The following is a 24,966-nucleotide window of genomic DNA, read 5'->3' as shown; positions in this document are numbered from 1 at the left end:
AATGCTTGAGATATTGTATTTCTCAAAAGCGAGTGCAAAAGTACGAACATTTTCCGAAACCACCAAATATTTCCAAGAAAAAGTTTAGAAATTAACAGTATTTTAACACTTTTGCGATATTTATCGTATTTTTCCAGATATTTCACTTTATTATATACATGCAGGCAGTGCGCATGCGTGCGGGCGCACAGGCGTACTCGCAGACTTAAATAATATAAGAAAAACAAAAATGAGAGAATTTGAAGAATAAAGGGCGTATCATAAATCATGTTTGATTTACAATACACCCTATAATTAGATATTTATATATCTTAGTTTTATTATTGTTTACTGTGCTTCAAGATAAAGAACACGTGAAGACCAATCAGTCTTCTTACCCCAATCTACATTATTCTCTAATGGCATTTCCAAACCATGCTCCATTAAGAACTTGCCAGAGTAAGCCTTACCCTCAAAAACTAAAGGTATATTATCAATAACATTAAGCTCACGTACCTTATACATCTTGTTAGCATCCAAACCTGCCATCTTTACGATAGGAAGATGAACATTATAGAAATTAGCAAGCTTCCACCAATAGAAAACAGCCTTATCCTTTGCCTCACTTACATACATAATAGATGACAATCCCTGGTTATCGTAAGGAGAAACCAAACGATAAAGGTCGCCAAACTGTACTACAGGACGAATCTCCTTATACTCAGCAATAGCTTTACGACAAAGCGCCTTTTCTTCTTTTGTCATATTCTTTGGCTGGATTTCCATTCCAAGACGTCCGCTCATAGCTACATCAATACGATACTTCAAAGAAGTAGTGCGGAATACGGTATGGTTTGGCACAGCAGAGATATGACTTGCCATGGCGATGGCTGGGAAGAAGAAGCTGGTACCATACTGCATATAAACACGCTGGAGCGCATCAGTATTATCACTTACCCAGAACTCATCGAAACCGCGAAGGAATCCCCAGTTTGCACGACCACCACCACTAGCACAACACTGTATAACAACATCCTTATATTTTGCACGAATGCGATCGATTACATTAGAAAATCCGCGATGATAAGCGATGTAGAGATGACTCTGGTCAGCAACAGGAAGATACTGACTACCATGATTCATGATTGGCATATTAGCATCCCACTTGATGTAAGCTATGTCAGGGTACTTAGTAAGCAAATCATCTACTACATCAAATACGAAATCCTGCACTTTTGGATTACCGAGATCGAGTACCAGCTGAGTACCACCACGACCAACAACAGCATCACGCTTAGGAGCCTTGATAACCCAATCTGGATGTTTTTCGTAGAGTTCACTCTTGGTATTGGTCATTTCTGGCTCAATCCAAATACCAAACTTCACACCATTTTTCTTTGCATCGCGGAGCAAACCTTCAATACCATCAGGCAATTTTTCGGTATCTACAACCCAATCACCCAAAGCAGTATTGTCTCTCTTACGAGGATATTTTTTACCGAACCATCCATCATCCATAACGAACAACTCACCACCCATGCTATGAATGTCTGCCATCATCTGATCCATTCCCTTCTGGTTGATGTCGAAATAAACACCCTCCCAAGAATTCAAGAGAATATCTCGCTCCTTATCACCATGAGCAAGAACATACTTACGTCCCCACTTATGGAAATTACGACTAGCACCGCTCAAACCTTCATTAGAATAAGTAAATGCAAGAGCTGGAGTTTTGAAAGTTTCTCCCTTTTTAAGGTGATACTCAGAGTTTTGTTCATTGATACCAGCAAAGAAGTAGTGATACTCGGTATCATCGGTTACGGTTTTGAGTTTATAATTTCCAGTATACTCAAGCGCTGCACCGATTACCGCACCCGTATTTTCCTGTCCCCTACCATTCAGAGAGAACATAACCTCAGCATGGTCGGTATGAGAATTTCGAGTACCATCATTATTGCGGATAACGAACTCACCAGGCTGCAATTTTTCATGGCTCAACTGTGCTTCAGCTGCCCATGTACCAGAAAGATGACTCATCCATACATCTCCACGACGGATAGGAAGCATAGCAGATGCAAATGTAGTAAGGGTAACAGTTCCCTTCTCACCGTTAGCAATCTCTGTCCATGTTTCAATCATATCAACATCATTGTATGAGCGATATTTCAAATCCACCTTAAGATTATATACAGGATCCTTGAGATGAATCGTAGTAACGGTAGTATTTCCTTCGTTCTTCACCTCACTACCAGTAGCAACGAGAGCAGTAGAAAGATTACCATCGCTATGACGCATAGCGAGTGCAGCTTCAGCTGGAGTATTAAGACCGTATGCAGGATAAACATCCATACGACCGTTAGAAGCCACCTTAAGATTAGCCAAATCCAGATTATTCAACTTGGTGCCGAAGTAAAGATACTGAGCAGGCTTACCATTCTCTACATCAAGAACAAGCGAGATACCTTTACTATTCACCGAAACCTGCTCTGCCATCGCAGGCATGGCGATGGTCATAAGCAAGAATGCAATTGATTTAAATTTCATCATATTTTTATATATGTCGTTAGTTATTATCATTATAGAGTTTTCAAATGCAAAAATAAGAAAATAAACAGTAACCACCAACACTTTCTTGATTTATTTTCGGAATAAAGCACAAAAATGCATACATCTGGCAAATAAAGCAAAACCTTTTTACTTCAGATACAGACAATAACACCTTTCATATCATAACAATCCCTAAAAATAACTCTCAACTCGATTTTTCTTAGTATCTTTGCCACGCAAACAATATTTGTTCAACAATAATAAAAGATATTAAACAATATGAAACTCAAAATACACTTCAATCATAAAGAGGAACTTTGGAACTCCTGGTCGCATGCCGGTGGTATTCTCTTGGGTGTTGTCTTTGGAGCCATTTTCCTTTATTGGTGCTTTACGCAACATAACGGATGGGCCACAGCTGGTATTATTCTCTACCTGTTTGGAATGTTGATGTCGTACATCGCCTCAACAACCTACCATGCCATTTCTGCCTGGAGCAAATGGAAGGAGCGATTGCGCAAGTGGGATCATGCAGCCATCTATTGGCATATTGCCGGTTCTTACTCGCCTATCACTTTGATAGCGATGCGCGATCAGGGATATTGGGGATGGAGCCTTTTCATCTTTATCTGGACCTGCGCCATTGCCGGAACCGTCATGAGCTTCGCAAAACTCAAGGATCACAGCAACTTAGAAACGATTTGTTTTGTAGGAATGGGGTTATCCGTACTCGTGGCTTTCAAGCCATTGATAGATTCGGTTTCACCAGCCACAGTTATCTGGATTATCGCAGAGGGCGTCTGTTACATTACGGGAGCCGTTTTCTACAGCATCAACAAGAAGCGATATATGCATTCGGTATTCCATTTCTTTGTTTTAGCAGGAAGCGTTTGCCACATTATCGCAGTTTGGGATATCCTCATGAAATACATCTAGTATTTTACGGAAATATTTCCCACCAAGAATCACTTCTATACATTAATTATATATAGAGATACATAAATACCCGTTGGCTGAATAAAATTAATTATTTTGCCAACGGGTATACCTAATTATATATAGGAGATTTTTGGTTATTTATTCCTCCTTCTCCATTTTTCTGGTGAAAGCTGTAGCTGATGATACCAACTACAGTTTCTTAATAACAGTCTCCAACTGCTCACCCAAGCCGATGGTATAACCCTGAGAGATATAAACCACACGGTTGAAGGTATCAGAAAGGATGAACATAGGAAGGAGATTAGCATTCTGAAGCTTCATGTTAGTAACAATCTGCTTGCGGATAGCCCCATCCTTGTCGAAACCAAAGATGATATTCTTTGGCAATCCAGGGAATTCTGAGATTCTGAATTTCTGAGCAGACGCCTCATCCTCGAACAGGAGAACGATAGGACGATTCCATTTCTCAAAAACCTGAGCCACTTTGGCAATATCCTTCAAAGCATGATTAGTAGGTTCCTGACCAACACCAATCACTCCCGTAATGAAGTATCCACGACCAGTCTGACTAAGAAGGCTTACCTCCTGGGCATTAGCTGTAGCAGATGCAAAGGAGCCACCATTTTCCTCAGGGCTAGTCAACAACATGAATTTCGACTCTGAGTCGAAATTACCAATCACAGTAACCTCAGTAGAAGAAGTACGTAAGTGCATATCAATGACAGTTGTACCGCCCTTTTCAACATGGAACATCTGCATTTCTGCAAGCACGCCACCATTGGCAAGACGAGTACCGGTAACAAGCGAATAGTCGCCTTCATCCAATTCCACCCCATTTTTAAAGATACCGCTCCAAGTGCATCCCTCCTCAGGATATTCCAAGAGAGAGGTAGAACCATCAGGATTAATGCGATGCAAGGTGAAGTGGCTATAATATTTAGGATCATCAATAGCTCCATTATCAGCATATTTCATAACGAGTTTGCCTCTTGCAGCCACCTCCTGTTTAGCATTGTCGAAATCAACGTCAATCCATTCGCCTCCATTTGCATTCTTATACTGTGTTTTCTTAGTCACCTCATCCACCTGAGCCTCGATACCCAAGCTTCTGGCAACATCCACAAAGAATACCTTGCGAGAACGAGCATCGGTAAGGCGAGCACGATATACACCGATAGGAGTTTGAGCAATCTGGAGCGCCTTCTTATCAGGATTGATACGGATATTCTTCTTCACCCACTCAACCAAGAGACTTGGATTGTTCTTGAAAGCAACCTGCTTCTTGGCAAATTCCTTCTCAAAGAACTGCTTGAATGGAGTAATGATCATCTCGTTTTCTACACGTGGAGACAACTGGTCGCTCTTGGCATTGAAGTTATCTTCCAGGATATCCATCTGCATATCTCTCAAATCCTTGGCGCTCAATGTACCGAGCAAGCCAATGGCACGATTCAGATTATCCTTATGATTAACCAGGAAAGAAAGGATAACGCGATGGTTACCGCTTGAACCTACCAGGAATTTCACCATCTTCTGAGTATTCTCCTCAGAACCAGAAGCAAGACCATTATCCTTCAATGCCTGCAATGCACTTTCCTTGTTATAGAAGGTAGCAAGATAAGCATGGCGGATAGAATCTTCGTAAGCAAAACGCTCTAAGTTTTTAGCTCTTGCCTCAGGAGAAACTTCAGGAATATTGGCTTTCTCTGGAGGAGGAACGATATCGAATGAATCTCTGAAGAATACCATCTTGGCAGAAGCTACCGCATTAGATTGCTGAGAAGCACTCATCTGCTTTCCAACCTCATTGGTCATTTTTACGGTTATTGCCTTGTCTTTCCCGAAAGAAGCCTTGGCAAAACCATATTTACCACCCTTGGAAGCCCAGATCATCATATCACCCTTGCCGGCAGAAAGGAATGTCTTGCCGTCTGCAGCTGTATATTTGGTAACTACTGTGTTAAACTCGGCGTAGTTATAAATCTTGAAATCTACTCTCGCTCCATCAACAGGATTGCCTGCTGCATCTACGATATTGAAATCGATGCGAGCTGAAGAACCATAGTTGTCGATGAGGTTGATTTCGGTATAGTTAGAGGTGCGGAGCATCACTTCCTCCGGACCATTATAATCACCGAAAGCCTTGGTGTGCATCAGCATGGCACGTGATGCAGGAGCATTAAACCATGCCAGATTCAATACTGCTTCCGGCTCACAGGCTCCCAGGAAGTACCAGGTACCATCAGCCCAAGCCTCTACCCAAGCGTGGTTATCATCAGTATGTGCCCAGCGAGGAGTATAAACCTGGCGTGCAGGAATACCAATAGCTCTCAATGCAGCCACGGTAAAAGTACTCTGCTCACCACAACGTCCGTAAGCCGAACGAATGGTAGAAAGAGGAGCTGATGTACGGCCATCTGATGGCTGATAAGTAACTCGTTCATGACACCAGTGGTTTACCTCGAGGATGGCATCCTTCATGCTCATACCCTTCACACGCTCCTTCAATTCCTTGAAGAAAACCATACGGGAATTGTCCAGATTCTCATTGTTGATGCGAACAGGAAGTACGAAATGACGGAAAAGCAACTCAGGCACCTTGCTGCCCCAAGCCATCTGCTGACGTGCCTCGAAGCTAGATCGAACGTTTTCCAGGAAGAAGCTGGTTGGATAGTCAGTAACATCAGCTAAAGGCATGTAAGCATAAAGAAACTGCAAAGCCTCTGCCTCATCGCTGGTAGCATTCTGCTGCTTGAGCATCTTCTGGTCATAGAACTGCTTACCTACCAACTTGACCTTTTGTTGAAAGGCCGTTTCCATTTTCGTACGATAAGCTGCATCGGTAATGAAATGATCATTTGCCGCCATCATAGTCTGCCAAGAGGCCAAAAACATAACAGCGAACATTACTAAAAATTTTCTCATTGTTAGTTAGCTTTTTAATTCTGTTACTATATTCCAGTTAATATATTGATGTTTCGATTTCAACTTTCTGCAAAAATAATGTTTTTTTTCGAAATAATAGCTATCCCAAAAGAAAAAATGTTATCTTTGCAGAAAAATTCGAGAAATCGAGTAAAAAGAGAAAAGAATTAGAAAGAAATCAAGTAACTAAACTGAAAGAAGAATTTGAAACTATGAACAGAGACGATTTTAAGTTTGAAATATGCGCCAACAGCGTAGAGAGCTGTCTGGCTGCACAGGAAGGTGGAGCCAACCGTGTTGAACTATGTGCTGGCATACCAGAAGGTGGCACGACCCCATCGTATGGTGAAATAAAAATTGCCAGAAAATTACTCCATCAAACCAAGCTCCATGTCATCATCCGCCCTCGTGGTGGAGATTTTCTCTATACTCCTTTGGAGATTGAGCGTATGGAAGAAGACATTCGCCTTTGCCGGGAATTGGGTGTAGATGGTGTGGTTATCGGATGTCTTACAGAAGATGGAGAAGTGGACATGGAAGCGAATCGCCGACTCGTGGAACTGGCAAAAGGCGGTAATGAACAGAAACCGATGAGCGTTACCTTCCATCGTGCCTTCGACCGTGCCGCCAATCCTCAGAAGGCTTTGGAAGACATCATCTCTCTGGGTTGCGACCGCATTCTTACATCGGGTCAGCAGCCAAAGGCAGTAGAAGGTATAACGCTTCTTTCCGAACTTAAGAAGGCAGCAGCTGGTCGCATCATCCTCCTTGCCGGATGTGGCGTAAACGAGGATAACATCCGCACCATCTTTGATGCTACCGGTATCCACGAGTATCACTTCTCGGCAAGAGTCAACGTACCTAGCAAGATGAAGCAGCTCAATACCAATGTATACATGGGTGCCGAGGGTGCTGATGAAAGCAACTCTCCTGTTACATCTGCAGAAAGAGTGAAGCAAACTATCGCCAACCTTTTGGGATAGGATTTTTCTATAACGAAAAAGATTTTTCCGATAATAAGAACGGATTTTTCCGATAACGCAAATCGCGTTTTCCCACAAAACAAAAAAGTGTCGCAATCTCCAATATTCCAGGAGATTACGACTCTTTTCCAATATATTATTCACACAATCTTAGAGTGCAATTTCCACAACCTTATCCATCTCTGTAGGAACCTCACCGAGATTCAGGAGTACACCACCTTCGCACTTCTGAACTTTCACCGGCTTCTTGCTGGCAAAATCGAATGCCTTCTTTACCTTCTGGTTCCCAAGAGGCAAGAAGAGGCTTTTATCCTTCAAGTTCAGGATATGAACAAAAAGACGGTTGCCTTTCTGGGTAGTAACACCCCAATCATGAGGAGCCACGATGCCGCCACGGGTACCATAGATGGTTTCGCCGTAAGTCTTCATCCACTCACCCATCTCTGCCAGGCGCTCCAATGCTACTGCAGGAAGCTCACCATCTGGCTGAGGACCGATATTCATCAACAGATTGGCATTCTTTCCAGCCGCATTCACCAGATAATGAACCAAAGTCTTGGTAGACTTATAATCCTGGTCGGTAATCTTGTAACCCCACATTCCGTTCATAGTCTCGCAGGTTTCGAGAGGCAGACGACTGATGTCCTGACCAGACAATCCTGCCTTGTTCTCACCAGGAAGGTCACGCTCGAATGCCTGAGCATCCTCACCCTCGAAAGGAGTAGAATGATGGTTGTTCATGACCAGGCAACCTGGCTGCAGGCGATGGATGAGTTCATACTGCTCAGGCAACTGCCAGTCGAAGTTAGGATTCTGATCCTGATCCCACCATCCATCAAACCAGATACATCTCACCTTACCGTAGTTGGTAAGAAGCTCAGTAAGCTGGTTGTTCATAAACTGATAGTAGCTCTTCCAGTTTCCCTTCGGATTAGGACGGCCAGTACCTCTACCTGTTCTTCCCCATACAGCATCTTCACGATACCAGTCGATATGAGAGTAATAAAGGTGCAAAGCGATGCCCTGCTTGTGGCACTCATCCGCCAGCTCCTTTACGATGTCGCGACGGAAAGGAGTAGCATCTACAATATTATAATCAGAATACTTGGTCTTGAACATAGAGAATCCCTCGTGATGACGAGTGGTAAAGCAGATGTACTTGGCACCTGAAGCCTTGATGGCAGCCACCCATTTGGCAGCATCAAACTTAGAAGGATAGAAACCACCAGCCAACTTAGCATACTCCTTGTAATTCAGGTCCTTATTGGTCATTGTCCATTCGCCGGTAGCGAGCATGCTGTACAATCCCCAATGCAGGAAGATACCGAACTTATCATCCTGGAACTGCTTGCGGGATTCCAGATTTTCCGCAGATGGCTGATAATGCTGAATCTTGTTTTCCTTGGCAGCATCATTCCCAACCATGGCATTAGCTGTTAGGCTAGAGCAACCCAAAGTAAGGATTGCAGCACATAATTGTGACTTAAAACTCATTTTAATTCCCATAATTAATGTTGTTGTTATAGTTAGTTATAATGGTGCAAATATACAACTTTTTTTTAATAATAAGGATGATAATCAGAAAAAACTCTATTTTTTCTCTTCTTTTCTCAGCTTTCTCTTCTTTTCCCAGTTCTCTTTTATCCCTAAGATTAAAATATATAATGTTTTTATAATATTTCTAAATTTATTTGGGAATTAGAGAAAGAAATCGTACATTTGCAATGTTTATCAGAGAATTGCGCTGTAGTACTTATCTGATAGAGAATGAAAGAACAAGAATATTTACATCAAAAGAAGAAAGGAAAACATTATGAAGAAATATGTTTGTGACGTATGTGGTTGGGTTTATGATCCAGAAGTAGGTGATCCAGAGGGCGGCATCGCTCCAGGTACAGCATTCGAAGACATCCCAGATGATTGGGTTTGCCCTCTTTGCGGAGTAGGCAAGGATGATTTCAGCCTCGTTGAGGAGTAACCCGAAGAAAACTTTTTGGAGAAATAATCCAAAGAAACGCCTGATATTCAGGCAACACATATATTAATATAGGAGGAACCATTATGACAAAAGTTAGAGAAATCTACCGCTGCCAGATTTGTGGCAACGTAGTAGAAGTAGTGAACCCTGGAGCCGTGCTTAGCTGCTGCGGTGAACCAATGAAGCTCATGAAGGAAAACACCAGCGATGGCGCCAAGGAGAAGCACGTGCCTGTGATTGAACCTATCGAGGGCGGTTACCGTGTAACAGTAGGAAGCGTGGAGCATCCGATGCTCCCAGAGCATTACATCCAGTGGATTGAGCTGCTCACCCCTACCGATGTGCTCCGCCATGAGTTGAAGCCGGGTGAAAAGCCAGAGGCTATCTTCATGACAAACGCTGATGCCAAGGATGTTACGGCTCGCGAATACTGCAATCTCCACGGATTGTGGAAAGGGGTAATTGAAGGATAAAAAACATCATACCAACAAAAGGTCTCATATCGTTTTCCCAATGTAGGGAATATGATATGAGACCTTTTTAACTTTATTTACATCTCATTTCTTGCCACATTCGCCAGGAAATATCTATCTTTGCCGACAAAACGCTATAGATGATGAGAAGAATATGGAATGATCTTACATCAATGCGCTTGCTGCCAGCATTATTCACCTGCATCTGTCTGATTTCCTGTTCACAAGATACAACAACAGAAAACCAGCGCTCCGCCTACTATTGGAGTACAACCTGGCAGATGGACAGCAGCAAGATGAACTTCATCCAGAAACACCATATCAAACGACTCTACGTTAGATTCTTTGATGTGGTAAGGGATGCGGATGGAGAAATCATGCCCAATGCTACCCTGCAATTTGATACAACCGATGAAAATATGACAACTGAAGAAAAGGAGAAAGAACCTCTGATGCCGAAAGGAATGGAGATTATCCCCGTTGTCTATATCGTGAACAACTGTTTTAAAGCAAATACCAAGACGAATCCTATCAGCAGCGACAAATCGGGCGGGAAATCTTCAGATGAAACACCCCGGCAACTCGCAGATAAGATTCTGAACCGCATCCTTCAGATGAACGAAGCCAATGACATCGGGAACGTGAAAGAGATTCAGATAGACTGCGACTGGACTGCTTCAACGCAAGAAGCTTATTTTGAATTCCTCCATATTTTAAAGGAGAATGCCAAAGACAAGAAGATGCAACTTTCCGCTACCATCCGGTTACACCAGCTCTCGATGACTCCACCCCCTGTGGATAGAGGCATCCTGATGATGTATAATACGGGCGATGTAAAACAGTTAAGTTGCCAAAAGCCGATACTCGACATGAAGGATGTAGCTCCTTACATCCAGCATCTGGGCAGTTATCCGTTACCGCTCTCTGCCGCCTATCCTCTCTTCAGCTGGCGAGTTCTCTTCAGAGAAGGAAAATTCGTAGGCATCTTGCATGCTGATGATGATTTCCCCGTATTGCCAAGCGACAGCATCGTAGTAAGAAAGCCCGAAATGAGCGACATCATGGAAGCCGTCAGAAGTATCAATCACCAGAATGAAGACATCAACAACGAGGTAATCCTCTTCGACCTCAACACCAATAATATCAAACGATTTAAATCAGAAGATTATGAAAAGATTTTTAATCATAGGAGTAATAGCAGCAGCATTTAACACCCACGCCAACGCCTGCGTTGCCGAATACTCTGATCACAACTATTATATGTTCAGCGTATTCAATCGCGACCAGACTTCGCCAGCGTATCTCTACGATATCGCCAGCTACTGGCAGAAGTATGTCGACAAAACATCTTCTACTTATTTATCCTCCTCTACTGATTTATCTTTCTACAGATGGAACCAGAAATATATTCAAAAAGTTGCTCAGCGCAAAAAGGATGCAGAAATGATTTCCTATCTCCGACGCCTGAACGATTATCTGGATACTTGCGAAAAGCTGAATCCCAATGTCTGGAACTATGCATCAAAGCAGGAACGGCTCCAGGCCCAACAATCGCTTACCCGACTCAATAATGTCACCAAACTCTACAAGGGTACCAAACTCAAGAGCCAGTACGCCCTGCTCCGTATGCGTACCAATATGATGAAGGGATTTCACCAGCAGAACATCACCTATTGGAATGCCATCGCCTCCCGACTTCCGAAATCACCATGGCGGGAGGCGATGCGCAACATTTATGCCCGGGCTTTGTGGAAAACAGGGAAACACCAGCAGGCACTCGATATCTATGCCGAGCAGGGAGATATGGCAAGTATCAGGGTACTCGCCCGAAACTATCGCAATCTTGCAGGCATCCAGAGCATTTATCTCAAGAATCCGAACTCGGCAATGCTCACCTATCTGGTGCAGGATTTCGTGAACAACAGTCAGCAGACAATAGACAGTCGCTCCAAAGAACAGTTAGATAAAGAGTGGATTGAGGAAATAGGCGCCAAGGTAATCTATCAGAAAGAAGCCCTCAACTTCATCACCTTTGCCAACAAGGTCATCGCAGAAGGCAAGACGCAGAGTCCTTGTCTGTGGCGTTCTGCCACCGCCATGCTTCATTATCTCTATGGATATCAGCAGGAAGCATGGAAGGAGATTAGTGAAGCTGTCGCCCTGGATGGAACACAGCGAATGAAGGATAATGCAAGAGCCATCCGCCTCTTGGTTTCTACCCGAAACACACAGGTGGATAGCGATTATCCGCAATATCTGGTCGGCGAATTCAAATGGCTCAACGAGATGGCAAAGGAAGAAAACCCAAGAAAAGATTCTTCCACCAATCCTGACAACCACTATGTAGAGGTGAAGGAGCGCGTGGCTTACCGCGCCCTGTACAACCGGTTCAAGACGATGGCAGACAAGGCGAAAAAGGAAAACCGGCAGGAAGCTGGCAGATATTACGAAAGCATGGCTACGGCGATGTATGGCATGATGGATGCCTACATGCGAACCTTCTACAAGGAGCAACAGAATGAAGAATACATCAGCCGCTATCTTTATTCATCGGAATACGCCCTTCGTCTCGACTCGCTCTCTGCGCAGCAACTTGCTGATTACTATCGCTTCATCACCGCTCAACATCAGGATGCCTTTCAGCAATACGTCTGCCAGTCGCTCTATCGCAATGCCGATTTCTTCAAGGATATGATAGGCACCAAGTATCTTGCCGAGGGTAACTTTGGAGAAGCTGCCCGCTGGCAGAAGGATATTTCTTTGGATTTCATCAACAACCAGGCCATCAGTTTCTATGCCGAGAAGCGCAGTTATGCTGTGCCTTACTGGTTCAACCACCAGAAGGTGAATGATTCGGATATGTGGAGCATTCAGGGCAGTTATGCCCACCTGAAAGAGAACCCGAAGTTGAAATTCTGTAAGGAGATGAACCAGCTCATCAGCCAATACAATGTGGCTCGTGAAGGCGAAGTCAGAGAGAAACTTGCCTATGAACTTGCCACCCGCTATTATCAGGCATCCTGTTATGGCGACTGCTGGTATCTTACCCATTATGGCAAGAGCGTAGCCGATAGTGCCCGCACAGGCGAAGCCGATTTCGCAGCCATCGCTCAGAAATATCTCAAGGTGAGCAAGCAAAGCAGCAATCTTACGCTTCGCTATCATTCGCTCTATGCCCTCTCATCCATCGGCATCGATCCATGGTTCAAAATTACATACGATGCCAACTGGAACGAGCAGAAGCTTCTCCAGCCACAATCCGCTCAATATCAGGCAATGATGGAATGGAGCCAGTTCAGCCGTCAACATCCGGAAATCGTGGATCAATACACCACCCGATGTGATGTATTGAAGCAATTCGAAAAAAATCTCTAATCTCTTACCATTTTCCCAGCATTGGGAAAATGGTAACTTTTTCACCGCACATCAGCCGTCCAACACTCGCACATCAGCTGTTATGCAAGCGCACATCACCTGATGTGCAAGCGCACAACAGCTGATGTGCAGCCTTAGATACTATATCTTCCAACAATTTCTGCTATATCTTCTAGAAACTTCCATTATATGTCTCAAAGACTTCTGTTATACCTTCCAGGTACTTCTCCTATATCTTTCGACAACTATCCCTATATCTTTTGAAGACTATCCCTATATACCTCAACGTCTTCTCCTATATCTTCCTGCATCCGCAAGTGTTTCAGCGTTTCACTTGTTTTTCCAACATCAATTTTCCCTCATCTATGATTTTTAGTTAATTTTCCACGATTTCTTTGTATCTTTCATCCATAATGTGTATCTTTGCATTAAATATATTTAAACGTTTGAAATAAGGCAACATAACAATGGCAAAGAATAATAAGCAGGCAGCTAACCAAGACGGTAACAGCACCAAGAAGGCTACAAAGAAAAAGAAGAAAGTCAAGGTTTCGCATATCGTGAAACCAGAAAACATGACTTTAGAGGAATGGCAAATCAAACTGCGCAAGCAGGTGACCGATATCGAGCACTTCGATATCAGTTGTGTTGATGACACCCTTTGCCCTGGAGAGTATATCGTTCGCAACCCTGAAAAGAACAACGAGTACAAGGTGGTGTATCGTGGAGCCAACAGCGAATGGAATTATTGTTCCTGCATGGATTTCAAGACTTCGAGACTCGGCACTTGCAAACATATCGAAGCCGTCAAGAAATGGTTTGGCGGAAAGAGGGGCGTACATGTACATCGGGAATTGCCACCTTATACTTCTGTCTATCTCTCCTATCGGGATGAGCGATGCGTAAAGATTCGTATCGGCTCAGACAACAAGGAGGCATACGAACAGTTAGCCAAAGATTACTTTGACAAGAACCATGTCTTGAAGAAATCAGCCTATGCCCGCATTGGCTCTTTCTTGAAACAAGCTCGCCAAATCAGCGATACATTCAGATGCTATAAAGATGCCATTGACTTTATCATCGATATTCGCGAAAAAGCGAAAAGAATGAAGATTGTGAAGACATACGATGACGAGAAACTCAACAATCTTTTGAAAGTAAACCTCTATCCTTACCAGAAAGAGGGCATCCGCTTTGCTGCAAAGGCAGGAAAGGCTATCATTGCCGACGAGATGGGTCTCGGAAAGACAATCCAAGCTATAGGTACTGCCGAACTGCTACGCAAGGAAGGTCTTATTGGCTCTGTACTCATCCTCTGCCCTACCTCGCTCAAATATCAATGGCGAAGTGAAATCAAGAAGTTTACTGATGCCGAAGTCTTCGTCATAGAGGGAAGTCATCTCAAGAGAAAGGAAGCGTACAATCGCCCGGAACCTTACAAGATTATTTCCTATAATAGTGCCGCCAATGACATCAAGATACTCGGCTGTTTGCAAACCGATATGCTCATCATGGACGAGGTGCAGCGCCTGAAGAACTGGAACACGCAGATTTCCCGTGCGGCAAGAAAGATAGAATCAGATTACTCCGTAATTCTATCCGGTACCCCATTGGAGAACAAGCTCGATGAACTCTACTCTATCGTGGAGTTTGTTGATAATTTCCGCCTTGCCCCTTACTACCTCTTCAAAGACAAGCATATCATTACTGATGAAACAGGAAAAGTTCTGGGTTATAAGAACTTAAACGACATAGGCAAGAAGCTGGGCGATATTCTCATCCGTCGTCGCAAGAAGGATGTGAAACTCCAGATGCCTGAGCGTTCTGACAAGAACCTTTTCATTCCGATGACCAACGAGCAGATGGAGATGCATCAGGAGTGGCAGAACCAGGTACGTCTCCTGGTTCTGAAATGGCGCAGGATGCATTTCCTATCCGATAAAGACCGCAAGCGTCTCCTGCTCTTCCTCTCACAGATGCGCATGGTATGTGACAGCAGTTATATCCTCGACCAAAAGACGAGATACGACACCAAGGTGGATGAATGCGTGAACATCATCAGCGACATTATCAGCGAGGAAGGTGAAAAGGTTGTGGTATTCAGTCAATGGGAACGCATGACCCGCCTCATCGCCAAGGAACTGGAGAAAAAAGAAATAGGCTTTGAATATCTGCATGGTGGCGTGCCATCCGAAAAGCGCAAAAACCTGGTAGATAATTTCATGAACGAACCATCGAGCCGGGTTTTCCTCTCTACTGATGCCGGAAGCACAGGCTTGAACCTGCAGTCAGCCGCTACCATCATCAACATCGACTTGCCTTGGAATCCTGCCGTTCTCGAACAGCGTATCGGGCGCATCTATCGCCTTGGTCAGCAGAACAACATCCAGGTTATCAATCTCGTAACACCTGATTCCATCGAGCAGGAAATGCTCGGTAAGTTGCGTTTCAAGACCTCCATGTTTGAAGGCGTTCTTGATGACGGCGAAGATTCTGTATTCATCACAGATGATAAGTTCAGCAAGATGATGGAAACAGTGAGCGGTATGGTGGAAGAGGACGAAGAAACAGAGAAGGCTCGCAACAAACATAAATCTAACGAGAATAAAGAAGAGGTTTCCATCCAGCAGCAAACGAACTCATCTTCGAACAGAGAATCTGTCTCTAATCGCTCAAGTGAGCCAAAGGATTTGGTTGCCCTGGGAATATCTTTCCTCTCAGGCTTAGCCGAAACCTTAAAGTCGCCAGAAGCCACAGCCCAGCTGGTTGATTCCATCGTTGAGAAAGACGAGCAGACAGGCGAAACCTCCATCAAGATACCAGTGGAGAGCAAAGAGACTGTTTCTAACCTTCTGAATCTCATCGGTAAGTTGTTTGCAAAATAAGTCATGGGTAAAAAGAAACATAAGCACCAAGGACATTATTGCAAGATGTGTGGAGAGTATAAATCCAACGAGTCGTTCAGTGGTAAAGGACACAAACTGCACATCTGCAAGGAATGTATGTCAAAAAGAAACAAAACTAAAAAGGAAAAGAAACGTTTAGAACATTATCGAATTAACGAAGTCTCAGAAGAAAACAGCTCGCAAGCTCATTAATTTGGGCTTGCAGCGAGAGTGCGCCAAGTTCATGTAATCTACCAAAGATTTCATGAACAAGAACGCATCAGAAGAGGATGCTCACGATGCATACCTCAAACTATATGATAAGGTATACCAATTCGACAAGCATATCGCTCGCCGATACGATGGGATGTCAGGAGGTAGATATTACATCACCGTATGTTACCTATACTATGACGGAGTATTGACTGACGAAGACATCCGAGAGTTTGACGATGAGCTATATAACAGTTTGACAGAAGCCAAGAAGTCTTTTCAAAATTAAACGATATGAGTTACACAGAATATTCTTGTAGCAGACTAACGTTTAAAATATGTTTGTTCTACCAAAAGAAATTGGAAATTTAGGAGAGATACAAGTATTTATTGATGAGCAAAGAAGGAAATAAATAACCTATACCTTGCTACAACCAAATAAAAAGCGTAACTTTGCCGAAATATCATAAAAATAAGCAATTATGAAGGAAGAAGAAATCAAAGAATTGTTCGAGCAATTTGAAGCTATTGCCAACGAATACGAAGGCGTAGAATGTTGGAGTGCAAGAGAACTTGCACAAGTGTTGGGTTATTCCAAATGGGAAAGATTTGAAGGAGTCATCGAGCGAGCTAAAGACGCTTGTATCAACGCTGGCGAAATGGTAGAATATCATTTTCCCGGCGTTGGGAAAATGATACCTCTTGCTAAAGGTGCTCAGCGTGAAGTCAAAGACTACATGCTGACTCGTTATGCTTGCTATCTCATTGCCCAAAACGGTGATCCACGCAAGCCACAAATCTCTTTTGCCCAAAACTACTTTGCCGTACAAACTCGCCGAGCAGAATTGGTGCAAAAGCGTTTGCAGGAATACGAACGTGTACAAGCACGTGCAAAACTTGCTGAAACAGAAAAGCGTCTCTCTGGTGTATTATATGAAAGAGGTGTGGACAGCAAAGGCTTTGCCATCATTCGCTCCTTGGGCGACAAGGCGTTGTTTAATCTCGACACGGCTCTTCTCAAACGAAAATTGGGTGCTCCCAACAGCAGGCCTCTCGCCGATTTCCTCCCTACACTCAATATCAAAGCCAAAGATTTTGCTGCAGAAATGACTTCTGTCAACGTTCAGCAAAAGGATTTACATGGTCAGCAAACTATCTGTCAAGAGCATGTCGATAATAATAAGGCTGTTCGTAATATGATGCTCCAACGTGGCATTGTGCCAGAAAATCTTCCTGCAGGTGAAGATGTCAAGAAAGTAGAACGCAGATTGAAATCTGACGAAAAGACATTGACCAAAAAGAATAGCAAAAAGAAATAATATCCATCACAATTCTACAACTAGAGAAGATGTAAGAATTTCATCACACATCAGCTGTTCAACGCCCGCACAACAGCTGATGTGTGGCCTTAGATACTATATCTTCCAATGATTTCTCATATCTTTTCCAACGACTTCTATTATAATTCCCGAGAAGTTCTATCATATATCTCTACCCCTCTCCTGTCAATATGGCTCTTGAAATCAGCATTCTTCAAATCCTTATAGATGCAGAAATCAAACTCGTAGGGCAGGAGCAAATCATCTATTTCATTCTTGAGTTGGAGCAAGTCAGTAAGCGACAAGGCTTCGCCTACCAATGCGATATCCACATCGGAAAAAGGCTTGTTGGTTCCTTTAACCCTGGAGCCAAAAAGTATTGCCTTACTGATATGAGGGAAATGAGAGAAAACCGAGAACACTTTCTTCCAGTCTCCCTCTTCTATGCCATATTTTTTCATCTGTCAATATCAAAGAGATTCATTTCTAAACTACCGAAACAAAAGAGATAAACAAGAACAGGAGAAATTATACATCAGAAGCCTTGATGGCATTCATCTTCTCGCTGAACTTTACGAATATCGGAAGATAATCATGGATAATCTGGTTCAATACCATATTGAATTCCTCTTCATCATAACAATGAGAAGTAAGATTACGGGATGAAATGGTACTCATCCAGGCAGAATCCTCTACGATACCCATCTGCAAAGCCTTGCGGATAGCATCTCTTGAACCCTGCACATCGGTATAGCCCTGATATTCCTCATAATCCTTCATCACTTTCCATGCCAATTCCTGAGTATATTCAAAGCGTTGCACCAGACCTTCTTTCAAAAGGTCATCCACTTCGCCACTGAATTGTTTCTCCGTAGAAACTATCCTGGCTGCATTCTGCAATCGAGTAACCGCCTTGTCATAGTTGCTCAATCGCTGTACCCATCGTATATCTTGATTCTCTGACATAAGCCTTGATTTTTTTCGCAAAGGTAAGAAAAGTTATTGAGAAAACCTATACCACCAGCCCTTTTTCTTGTCTCATGCCCCAAGTTTTAGTTAATTTTCCACGATTTCTTCGTATCTTTCATTTATAATGTGTAACTTTGCACCCAAATATTTAAACGTTTAAAGATAAAATGGCATTAAAATGTGGTATTGTAGGCCTCCCAAACGTGGGTAAGTCTACACTGTTCAACTGTCTGTCTAGTGCTAAGGCACAGGCAGCTAACTTCCCTTTCTGTACTATCGAACCAAACTTGGGCGTCATCACCGTACCTGATGAGCGACTCAACAAGTTGGCAGAGATTGTTCACCCTGGACGCATCGTCCCAGCCACTTGCGAAATCGTAGATATCGCAGGTCTCGTAAAGGGTGCCAGCAAGGGCGAAGGTCTTGGTAATAAATTCTTGGGAAATATCCGTGAGTGTGATGCTATCATCCACGTAATCCGCTGCTTCGACGATGACAACATCGTTCGCGAAGGTGGCGCTAAGGTTGATCCTTTGGAGGACAAGAGCGTCATCGATACAGAGTTGCAGCTCAAGGACCTGGAAACCATCGAATCTCAGCTCGCCAAGCAGCAGAAGACTGCTGCTGCCGGCAATAAGGATGCTAAGCTGATGGTTACCGTTCTGGAGGCTTACAAGGCTGTTCTGGAGCAGGGAAAGAACGCCCGTGGCGTTACTTTCGAAACCAAGGAAGAGCAGAAGGTGGCTCACGACCTCTTCCTCCTCACTACCAAGCCAGTGCTCTACGTAGCCAATGTTGACGAGGCTTCTGCCAAGACCGGCAACGAGTATAGCAAGAAGGTAGAGGAAATCGCTAAGGAAGAAGGTGCTGAGTGCATGGTCATCGCTGCAAAGACAGAAGAAGACATCGCATCGCTCGAAACCTACGAGGACAAGCTGATGTTCCTCGAAGAACTCGGACTGGAAGAGAGCGGCGTAAACCGACTCATCAAGAAGGCATACGCCCTGCTGAACCTCGAAACATTCATCACCGCTGGTGAGATGGAGGTCAAGGCATGGACCTATCACAAGGGCTGGAAGGCTCCTCAGTGTGCCGGCGTCATCCATACCGACTTCGAGAAGGGATTCATCCGTGCAGAGGTTATCAAGTATGATGACTATATCAAGTATGGCTCTGAAGCTGCTGTACGTGAGGCTGGCAAGCTCGGTATCGAGGGCAAGGAGTACGTCGTACAGGATGGCGACATCATGCACTTCCGCTTCAATGTATAATCCTATTCTTCTACAGTTATGATAGCAAATCTGCTTAACTATATCGTATGGGACCCAGATCCTATCCTGGCTCATCTGGGTCCTATGACCATCCGCTACTATTCCACCTGCTGGATGATCGGTCTGCTGCTGGGCTATCTGCTCATGAGCAAGCTCTACAAGCAGCAGGGGCTTTCAGATGAGAAGTTCTCTCCACTGTTTCTCTACATCTTTATCGGTGTATTGATAGGTGGCCGTCTGGGACATTGTCTCTTCTATCAGCCGGAATATTTCCTCACCCAGTGGGATCACTTCATCGAGATGCTGATACCTATCCACCACATGCCAGACGGCAGCTGGAAATTTACGGGTTATGAGGGACTGTCTAGCCACGGAGGTGTATTCGGCATGTTCGTCGGCATCTGGCTCTATTGCCGCAACATGAAGGTGAGCGGCTGGGTAGTGCTCGATAATATGGGTATCTGCTCAGGCATTACAGCCACTTTTATCCGTTTGGGCAATCTGATGAATTCAGAGATTATCGGCAAGGTTACCGATGTGCCTTGGGCGTTTATCTTCGTTCGCGAAGACCAGTATCCACGCCATCCAGGTCAGCTCTATGAGGCATTGGCTTATTTCTGCTTCTTCCTCATCATCCTCTTCATCTATAAGAAGAGAGGTCCTAAGAGCGTTGGAACCGGTTTCTATTTCGGTCTTTGCCTTACCCTTATCTTCACCTTCCGCTTCTTCATCGAATATACGAAGGAGATTCAGGTGGCATTCGAGGCAGGCTTGCCTATGGATATGGGACAGATATTGAGTATTCCGCTCATCATCGCCGGTGTATGGAGCATTGCTTCCAGCACAAAGAGAGCGAAAGAAAAGAACGTAGAGGCAAAATAATATTAGACGACTTATTTTCAGATTATAAAAATCCCTCCTCGTGCAACAGCATCTGCTGCCACGGGGAGGGATTTATATTTTTATCTTCCCAGTAGAATCTTCTTGATGTCATTGAGCTTGTTCAATGCCTCTACCGGGGTAAGATTGTTGACATCCAAACCGAGGATTTCATCACGTATCTGCGTCAACACAGGATCATCGAGCTGGAAGAAACTGAGCTGTACACCCTCCTTAGGCTCATCAATGCGCTGCACATTAGGCTTGCCGGCACCACCAACACCCGCATTATCCTCCTCCAACTGCTTGAGAATCACATTGGCACGGTTTACGATGCTGCGAGGCATTCCGGCAATCTCTGCCACATGAATACCGAAAGAATGCTCACTGCCTCCCGGCTCCAACTTACGCAGGAAGATAACCTTGCCGTTCACTTCCTTTACACTCACATTGAAGTTCTTGATGCGAGGGAAAATCTTCTCCATCTCGTTGAGCTCATGATAGTGAGTGGCAAAGAGCGTACGTGCCTGTGCCCTCTTATGTTCATGCAGATACTCCACGATAGCCCAGGCTATGGAAATACCGTCATAGGTGGAAGTTCCTCTTCCCAACTCATCAAAGAGAACCAATGAACGCGGCGATACATTATTTAATATATTAGCTGCCTCGGTCATCTCTACCATAAAGGTTGATTCACCCAGAGAGATATTGTCGCTGGCTCCTACTCTCGTAAATATCTTGTCAACCAGTCCAACCCTCGCACTTTCTGCCGGAACAAAGCATCCTACCTGAGCCAGCAAGACTATAAGAGCCGTCTGACGCAAAAGCGCCGATTTACCTGCCATATTAGGACCGGTAATCATCATCACCTGCTGCTTCTCTGTATCCAGCAACACATCGTTCGGAACATAGCGCTCGCCCAAAGGCAACTGGGTTTCTATCACCGGATGACGACCCTGCTTGATGTCGAGAATCTCAGAATCGTCGATAACAGGACGCACATAGCGGTTTTCATCCGATGTCTTGGCGAAGGACAAGAGACAATCCATACGGGCGATGAGGTTGGCATTGATCTGAATCTGAGGAATATATTCCTGCATGGCAACAATCAATTCGTTGAAGAGCTGTGCCTCCAATACCAGTATCTTTTCATCAGCACCGAGAATCTTTTCCTCATATTCCTTCAGTTCCTGGGTAATATATCGCTCTGCCTGAGCCAGCGTCTGCTTGCGAATCCACTCCTCAGGCACCTTGTCCTTAAAGGTATTTCTCACCTCCAGATAATATCCGAAGACGTTATTATAACCTACCTTCAAGCTGGTGATGCCCGTCTTCTCTATTTCCCGCTCCTGTATCTTGAGCAGATAATCCTTGCCATGACGGCTGATGGCACGAAGGTCATCAAGTTCGGCATTGAAACCGTCGGCAATCACATCACCCTTATTGACAAGCTGTGGCGGATCGGGCTGAATCTCTCTGGCGATACGGTCCTTCAAGGTCTCGCATACGTTGAGCTGCTCCCCTATCCGTTTCAAGGCTTCATTTTTGGCATGCTGACAAGCCACCTTGATAGGCTGGATGGCTTCGAGTGCATTCTTCAGCTGAACCACTTCGCGTGGCGAAACTCTACCCACGGCTACTTTGGAAATGATACGCTCCAGGTCGCTGATGCGATGCAGCTGGTCATCGAGAAGCTGACGGAATTCCGGTTCCTTGAAGAAATATTCCACGATGTCGAGACGCTCGTTGATTGGTTTAACGTCCTTCAATGGGAAGACCAGCCAGCGTCTGAGCATACGTCCGCCCATCGCCGTTACCGTACGGTCGATGACATTCAGGAGAGAAGAACCGTCTTCCTGCATAGGGGCAACCAGCTCCAGACTACGGATAGTAAACCTATCCATACGCACGAACTTATCTTCTTCAATACGTGAAAGGGCGGTGATATGATTAATCTGTGTATGCTGGGTAATCTCGAGATACTGCATGATGGCACCACTGGCTATCACGCCGTTCTTGAGATGCTCTACACCGAAACCTTTCAGAGATTTTGTCTTGAAATGTCCCAGGAGTTTCTGCAGGGCTGTCTGTTCGGTGAAAACCCAGTCATCCAGTTCGAAGGTACAGTATTTGCTGCCGAAATATTTCTCGAAGTCATTCACTCGGGCGCGGTCGTAGAGCACCTCTTTCGGCATGAAGTTGCCCATCAGTTTTTCTACATAGTCGTAGGTTCCCTCGCCGGTAAGAAACTCTCCGGTCGAGATATCCAGAAAGCTCACACCGCAGGCGGTCTTGCCGAAGTGTACGGCTGCCAGGAAGTTGTTCTCCTTGTAGTTCAGCACGTTATCTCCCATCGCCACACCCGGTGTAACGAGTTCAGTAATACCTCGCTTCACCATCTTGTCCATCTGGCTCAGTCCCTTCTTACCCTTTATTTCCAGTCGTTTCTTCTTCGGGTCTTCCAGCTGGTCGCATACCGCCACACGCTTACCTGCACGCACCAATTTAGGCAGATAAGTATCGAGAGCATGATGAGGGAATCCAGCCATCTCTGCTCCACCAGCCGAACCACCGTTGTTACGTCGGGTCAAGGTGATGCCGAGTATTCGGGAAGCCTCTATCGCATCTTCGCAGTAAGTTTCGTAGAAGTCGCCACAGCGGAAAAGCAGCAATGCCTCGGGATGCTTTGCTTTCATCTCGAAGAATTGTCGCATCATCGGTGTAAGCCCTTTATTGTCGTTTGCCATTATCTTATTCTTTTTATATCTTTATATTTTGTTTCTTATTATGTCGTCAGTCGAGACCGATTTTTATTGTGGTGGACGAATTGGATATTCCTAACAGTATTCCCCTTTGAACCAAATGCAATATATCGGGTCTACAAATACAAAGTCATCATTTTGTTTTTCGATGATGTCCTTGTTTTGGAGCGTCTTCTTGTTTTTGACTATTGTGTTAGGATTGCCGAGATTGTAGATTTGCTTGACAGCTTGTGATGAGAAATGTTGTTCTCCATCGGCGATAGCCTTGAGCATCTCTATCTGTGTGGAACTCAGGTTCTCCGTGTCGTTTTGGAACATCGGGGTATTGATGTTGAGCACCTGTTTTAAGCCTAATGCAAACACCTCCTCGGTTACTTCTGAAGCCGTGAAACTCCAGATGAAATAGCAGAGTTGTTGCAGATACCAGGAATGGCAAGATACTGTGTTGCATATTCTATCTGCCAAATCAACGGAAATAGACTTGCCCGTTTTCTCAAACGATTGTTGGATGAATGGAATCCAATGTTTCTTGGCTATCTTCTGCATGAATATCACTTGTCCGAAGCGATAGAAAGGACTGTTGGCATTGTTGAAGATGTTGAGCATCATATTTCGCTTGCTGCCGTAGAGACAGTAAGAGGTGAGCTGTTGCTGCTGCCATACGGAGCGCATTTTTCCTTCCATGTCCTTGTATTCTGGGAGATTAGCCAGTTGCTGGAACTCGTCTATGCAGACGATAATCTTGATACCTTTTTCCTTTGCCAGCATTTCGGGAAGTTGCAGGATAGTCATCTTGTCTCGCTCTTGCGGTACAAACTTCTTGGCATCCTCCATCCATCGTTCCATCTTAGAAGAAGCACAAGCTATAACTTGACTGGCAAATGTGCGATAGAACTCAGCCTCTGAACCGATGCTAAAAGCATCTATGTAACAGACTCTCACGCTCTTGTCCTCATCAGCTAATTCACTCATCGCTTTCTTGACTAGCGACGACTTGCCCCATCGGCGTGGTGAGATAAGCATCACGTTGATATGAGAGGACAGCAATTGCTTCAGCAAAGCCCTGTCTTCCACACGGTCGATGAAATTATCGTTGGTAGCTAGCGTACCGAATTGAAATGGAGATTGATATGCTGTCATATTCCTAGTAATTTGATGCAAAGTTACTAAATATTACCCAAAGGTAAATTACCCTAGGGTAATATTTAGCCTTTTTTAAAGGAACCGTAGGCTATCTTTTAGTAAGAAACTTATTACTAAGTTCTTCTTGGCATAAATATTACCAAAAGGTAAGTTACCCTAAGGTATTATTTAGAGATTTTAAGGATAAATTAAATAGTGGATAGTTGTTATCCTTTGAATTTACAGCCTTGAACTTACTACCATCAATAGATAAGTAAGAATGGCTGAAGAGTCCAAAGGAATCCAACTGCTTATTCAATGATTTAAAAACTTTCTTGATAGGCTTC

Annotated in this window: 18 protein-coding genes; 11 read left to right on the top strand and 7 right to left on the bottom strand. The window is 44.2% G+C overall.

The features are described 5' to 3' along the window. Positions 1-327: 327 nt before the first annotated feature. Positions 328-2,523 carry an alpha-galactosidase gene (locus tag ACTQ16_RS15340; protein WP_441938224.1) on the bottom strand — a complete coding sequence of 732 codons (2,196 nt, stop codon included), beginning with the start codon at positions 2,521-2,523 and terminating at the stop codon, positions 328-330. A 282-nt stretch (positions 2,524-2,805) separates the two neighbouring features. On the opposite strand from ACTQ16_RS15340, the gene trhA reads away from it, so the two are divergent. Continuing rightward, positions 2,806-3,462 (top strand): PAQR family membrane homeostasis protein TrhA, encoded by a 657-nt coding sequence (trhA, locus tag ACTQ16_RS15335; RefSeq protein WP_153121946.1) that lies wholly within the window; start codon positions 2,806-2,808, stop codon positions 3,460-3,462. Between the two features lie 192 nt (positions 3,463-3,654). Here the strand turns inward: trhA and ACTQ16_RS15330 are convergent, their stop codons facing one another. Then, a complete protein-coding gene (locus tag ACTQ16_RS15330; RefSeq protein WP_441938222.1) occupies positions 3,655-6,390 on the bottom strand; it encodes a transglutaminase-like domain-containing protein in 2,736 nt (911 codons plus the stop codon). Between the two features lie 212 nt (positions 6,391-6,602). Between ACTQ16_RS15330 and ACTQ16_RS15325 the strand changes: the two genes are divergently transcribed. Beyond that, entirely contained in the window at positions 6,603-7,373 is a 771-nt protein-coding gene (locus ACTQ16_RS15325; RefSeq protein WP_294971527.1) for a copper homeostasis protein CutC, read from the top strand. A gap of 150 nt (positions 7,374-7,523) precedes the next feature. Here ACTQ16_RS15325 and ACTQ16_RS15320 read toward each other — a convergent pair whose 3' ends face one another. After that, the gene (locus ACTQ16_RS15320; RefSeq protein ID WP_254880914.1) at positions 7,524-8,798 is read right to left on the bottom strand and encodes an alpha-L-fucosidase; all 1,275 of its coding nucleotides are present in this window, start codon (positions 8,796-8,798) and stop codon (positions 7,524-7,526) included. 388 nt (positions 8,799-9,186) lie between these two features. Here ACTQ16_RS15320 and rd point away from each other — a divergent pair, with 388 nt between their 5' ends. The 7 genes from rd (at position 9,187) to dinD (ending at position 17,616) form a co-directional block, all read left to right on the top strand. Then, positions 9,187-9,351: a rubredoxin gene (gene rd, locus ACTQ16_RS15315; RefSeq protein WP_153121942.1), complete on the top strand. Its 165-nt coding sequence runs from the start codon at positions 9,187-9,189 to the stop codon at positions 9,349-9,351. Between the two features lie 83 nt (positions 9,352-9,434). After that, positions 9,435-9,824, top strand: coding sequence for a desulfoferrodoxin (locus tag ACTQ16_RS15310; protein WP_153121941.1), 390 nt, complete (start codon positions 9,435-9,437; stop codon positions 9,822-9,824). A gap of 140 nt (positions 9,825-9,964) precedes the next feature. After that, positions 9,965-11,035 carry a hypothetical protein gene (locus ACTQ16_RS15305; protein WP_441938220.1) on the top strand — a complete coding sequence of 357 codons (1,071 nt, stop codon included), beginning with the start codon at positions 9,965-9,967 and terminating at the stop codon, positions 11,033-11,035. Then, positions 10,992-13,199: a hypothetical protein gene (locus ACTQ16_RS15300; RefSeq protein ID WP_441938219.1), complete on the top strand. Its 2,208-nt coding sequence runs from the start codon at positions 10,992-10,994 to the stop codon at positions 13,197-13,199. Before ACTQ16_RS15305 ends, ACTQ16_RS15300 begins: the two co-directional genes overlap by 44 nt. A gap of 467 nt (positions 13,200-13,666) precedes the next feature. Then, positions 13,667-16,084, top strand: coding sequence for a DEAD/DEAH box helicase (locus tag ACTQ16_RS15295; protein WP_441938217.1), 2,418 nt, complete (start codon positions 13,667-13,669; stop codon positions 16,082-16,084). A gap of 265 nt (positions 16,085-16,349) precedes the next feature. Next, positions 16,350-16,586 (top strand): hypothetical protein, encoded by a 237-nt coding sequence (locus ACTQ16_RS15290; RefSeq protein ID WP_441938216.1) that lies wholly within the window; start codon positions 16,350-16,352, stop codon positions 16,584-16,586. A 193-nt stretch (positions 16,587-16,779) separates the two neighbouring features. Beyond that, positions 16,780-17,616, top strand: coding sequence for a DNA damage-inducible protein D (dinD, locus tag ACTQ16_RS15285; RefSeq protein WP_295346402.1), 837 nt, complete (start codon positions 16,780-16,782; stop codon positions 17,614-17,616). Between the two features lie 140 nt (positions 17,617-17,756). On the opposite strand, the gene ACTQ16_RS15280 is transcribed toward dinD, so the two are convergent. Both ACTQ16_RS15280 and ACTQ16_RS15275 read right to left on the bottom strand, forming a co-directional pair. Further along, positions 17,757-18,077 (bottom strand): nucleotidyltransferase domain-containing protein, encoded by a 321-nt coding sequence (locus tag ACTQ16_RS15280; RefSeq protein ID WP_294972209.1) that lies wholly within the window; start codon positions 18,075-18,077, stop codon positions 17,757-17,759. A 67-nt stretch (positions 18,078-18,144) separates the two neighbouring features. Beyond that, on the bottom strand, positions 18,145-18,582 hold the full coding sequence (locus ACTQ16_RS15275) for a nucleotidyltransferase substrate binding protein (protein WP_294972206.1): 438 nt from the start codon (positions 18,580-18,582) through the stop codon (positions 18,145-18,147). Positions 18,583-18,752: 170 nt separating this feature from the next. Here ACTQ16_RS15275 and ychF point away from each other — a divergent pair, with 170 nt between their 5' ends. Next, positions 18,753-19,856: a redox-regulated ATPase YchF gene (ychF, locus tag ACTQ16_RS15270; protein WP_217759984.1), complete on the top strand. Its 1,104-nt coding sequence runs from the start codon at positions 18,753-18,755 to the stop codon at positions 19,854-19,856. Between the two features lie 18 nt (positions 19,857-19,874). Next, complete coding sequence (lgt, locus tag ACTQ16_RS15265) at positions 19,875-20,738, top strand: prolipoprotein diacylglyceryl transferase (protein ID WP_441934029.1); 864 nt, start codon at positions 19,875-19,877, stop codon at positions 20,736-20,738. An 80-nt stretch (positions 20,739-20,818) separates the two neighbouring features. On the opposite strand, the gene mutS is transcribed toward lgt, so the two are convergent. Further along, positions 20,819-23,482: a DNA mismatch repair protein MutS gene (gene mutS, locus ACTQ16_RS15260; RefSeq protein WP_441938214.1), complete on the bottom strand. Its 2,664-nt coding sequence runs from the start codon at positions 23,480-23,482 to the stop codon at positions 20,819-20,821. A gap of 90 nt (positions 23,483-23,572) precedes the next feature. Continuing rightward, the gene (locus ACTQ16_RS15255) at positions 23,573-24,637 is read right to left on the bottom strand and encodes an AAA family ATPase (protein WP_294972198.1); all 1,065 of its coding nucleotides are present in this window, start codon (positions 24,635-24,637) and stop codon (positions 23,573-23,575) included. Positions 24,638-24,966 lie beyond the last annotated feature (329 nt).

It is taken from the genome of Prevotella sp. LCP21S3_D2 (assembly GCF_052118345.1).
In the GTDB taxonomy this organism is placed as follows: Bacteria; Bacteroidota; Bacteroidia; order Bacteroidales; family Bacteroidaceae; genus Prevotella.
This window is presented reverse-complemented; position numbering and strand designations above follow the sequence as displayed.

Coding starts and splice junctions, on each gene's coding strand:
- ACTQ16_RS15340 (WP_441938224.1), bottom strand. CDS start 2,523: ATGAAATTTAAATCAATTGCATTCTTGCTTATGACCATCGCCATGCCT.
- trhA (WP_153121946.1), top strand. CDS start 2,806: ATGAAACTCAAAATACACTTCAATCATAAAGAGGAACTTTGGAACTCC.
- ACTQ16_RS15330 (WP_441938222.1), bottom strand. CDS start 6,390: ATGAGAAAATTTTTAGTAATGTTCGCTGTTATGTTTTTGGCCTCTTGG.
- ACTQ16_RS15325 (WP_294971527.1), top strand. CDS start 6,603: ATGAACAGAGACGATTTTAAGTTTGAAATATGCGCCAACAGCGTAGAG.
- ACTQ16_RS15320 (WP_254880914.1), bottom strand. CDS start 8,798: ATGGTTGGGAATGATGCTGCCAAGGAAAACAAGATTCAGCATTATCAG.
- rd (WP_153121942.1), top strand. CDS start 9,187: ATGAAGAAATATGTTTGTGACGTATGTGGTTGGGTTTATGATCCAGAA.
- ACTQ16_RS15310 (WP_153121941.1), top strand. CDS start 9,435: ATGACAAAAGTTAGAGAAATCTACCGCTGCCAGATTTGTGGCAACGTA.
- ACTQ16_RS15305 (WP_441938220.1), top strand. CDS start 9,965: ATGATGAGAAGAATATGGAATGATCTTACATCAATGCGCTTGCTGCCA.
- ACTQ16_RS15300 (WP_441938219.1), top strand. CDS start 10,992: ATGAAAAGATTTTTAATCATAGGAGTAATAGCAGCAGCATTTAACACC.
- ACTQ16_RS15295 (WP_441938217.1), top strand. CDS start 13,667: ATGGCAAAGAATAATAAGCAGGCAGCTAACCAAGACGGTAACAGCACC.
- ACTQ16_RS15290 (WP_441938216.1), top strand. CDS start 16,350: ATGAACAAGAACGCATCAGAAGAGGATGCTCACGATGCATACCTCAAA.
- dinD (WP_295346402.1), top strand. CDS start 16,780: ATGAAGGAAGAAGAAATCAAAGAATTGTTCGAGCAATTTGAAGCTATT.
- ACTQ16_RS15280 (WP_294972209.1), bottom strand. CDS start 18,077: ATGAAAAAATATGGCATAGAAGAGGGAGACTGGAAGAAAGTGTTCTCG.
- ACTQ16_RS15275 (WP_294972206.1), bottom strand. CDS start 18,582: ATGTCAGAGAATCAAGATATACGATGGGTACAGCGATTGAGCAACTAT.
- ychF (WP_217759984.1), top strand. CDS start 18,753: ATGGCATTAAAATGTGGTATTGTAGGCCTCCCAAACGTGGGTAAGTCT.
- lgt (WP_441934029.1), top strand. CDS start 19,875: ATGATAGCAAATCTGCTTAACTATATCGTATGGGACCCAGATCCTATC.
- mutS (WP_441938214.1), bottom strand. CDS start 23,482: ATGGCAAACGACAATAAAGGGCTTACACCGATGATGCGACAATTCTTC.
- ACTQ16_RS15255 (WP_294972198.1), bottom strand. CDS start 24,637: ATGACAGCATATCAATCTCCATTTCAATTCGGTACGCTAGCTACCAAC.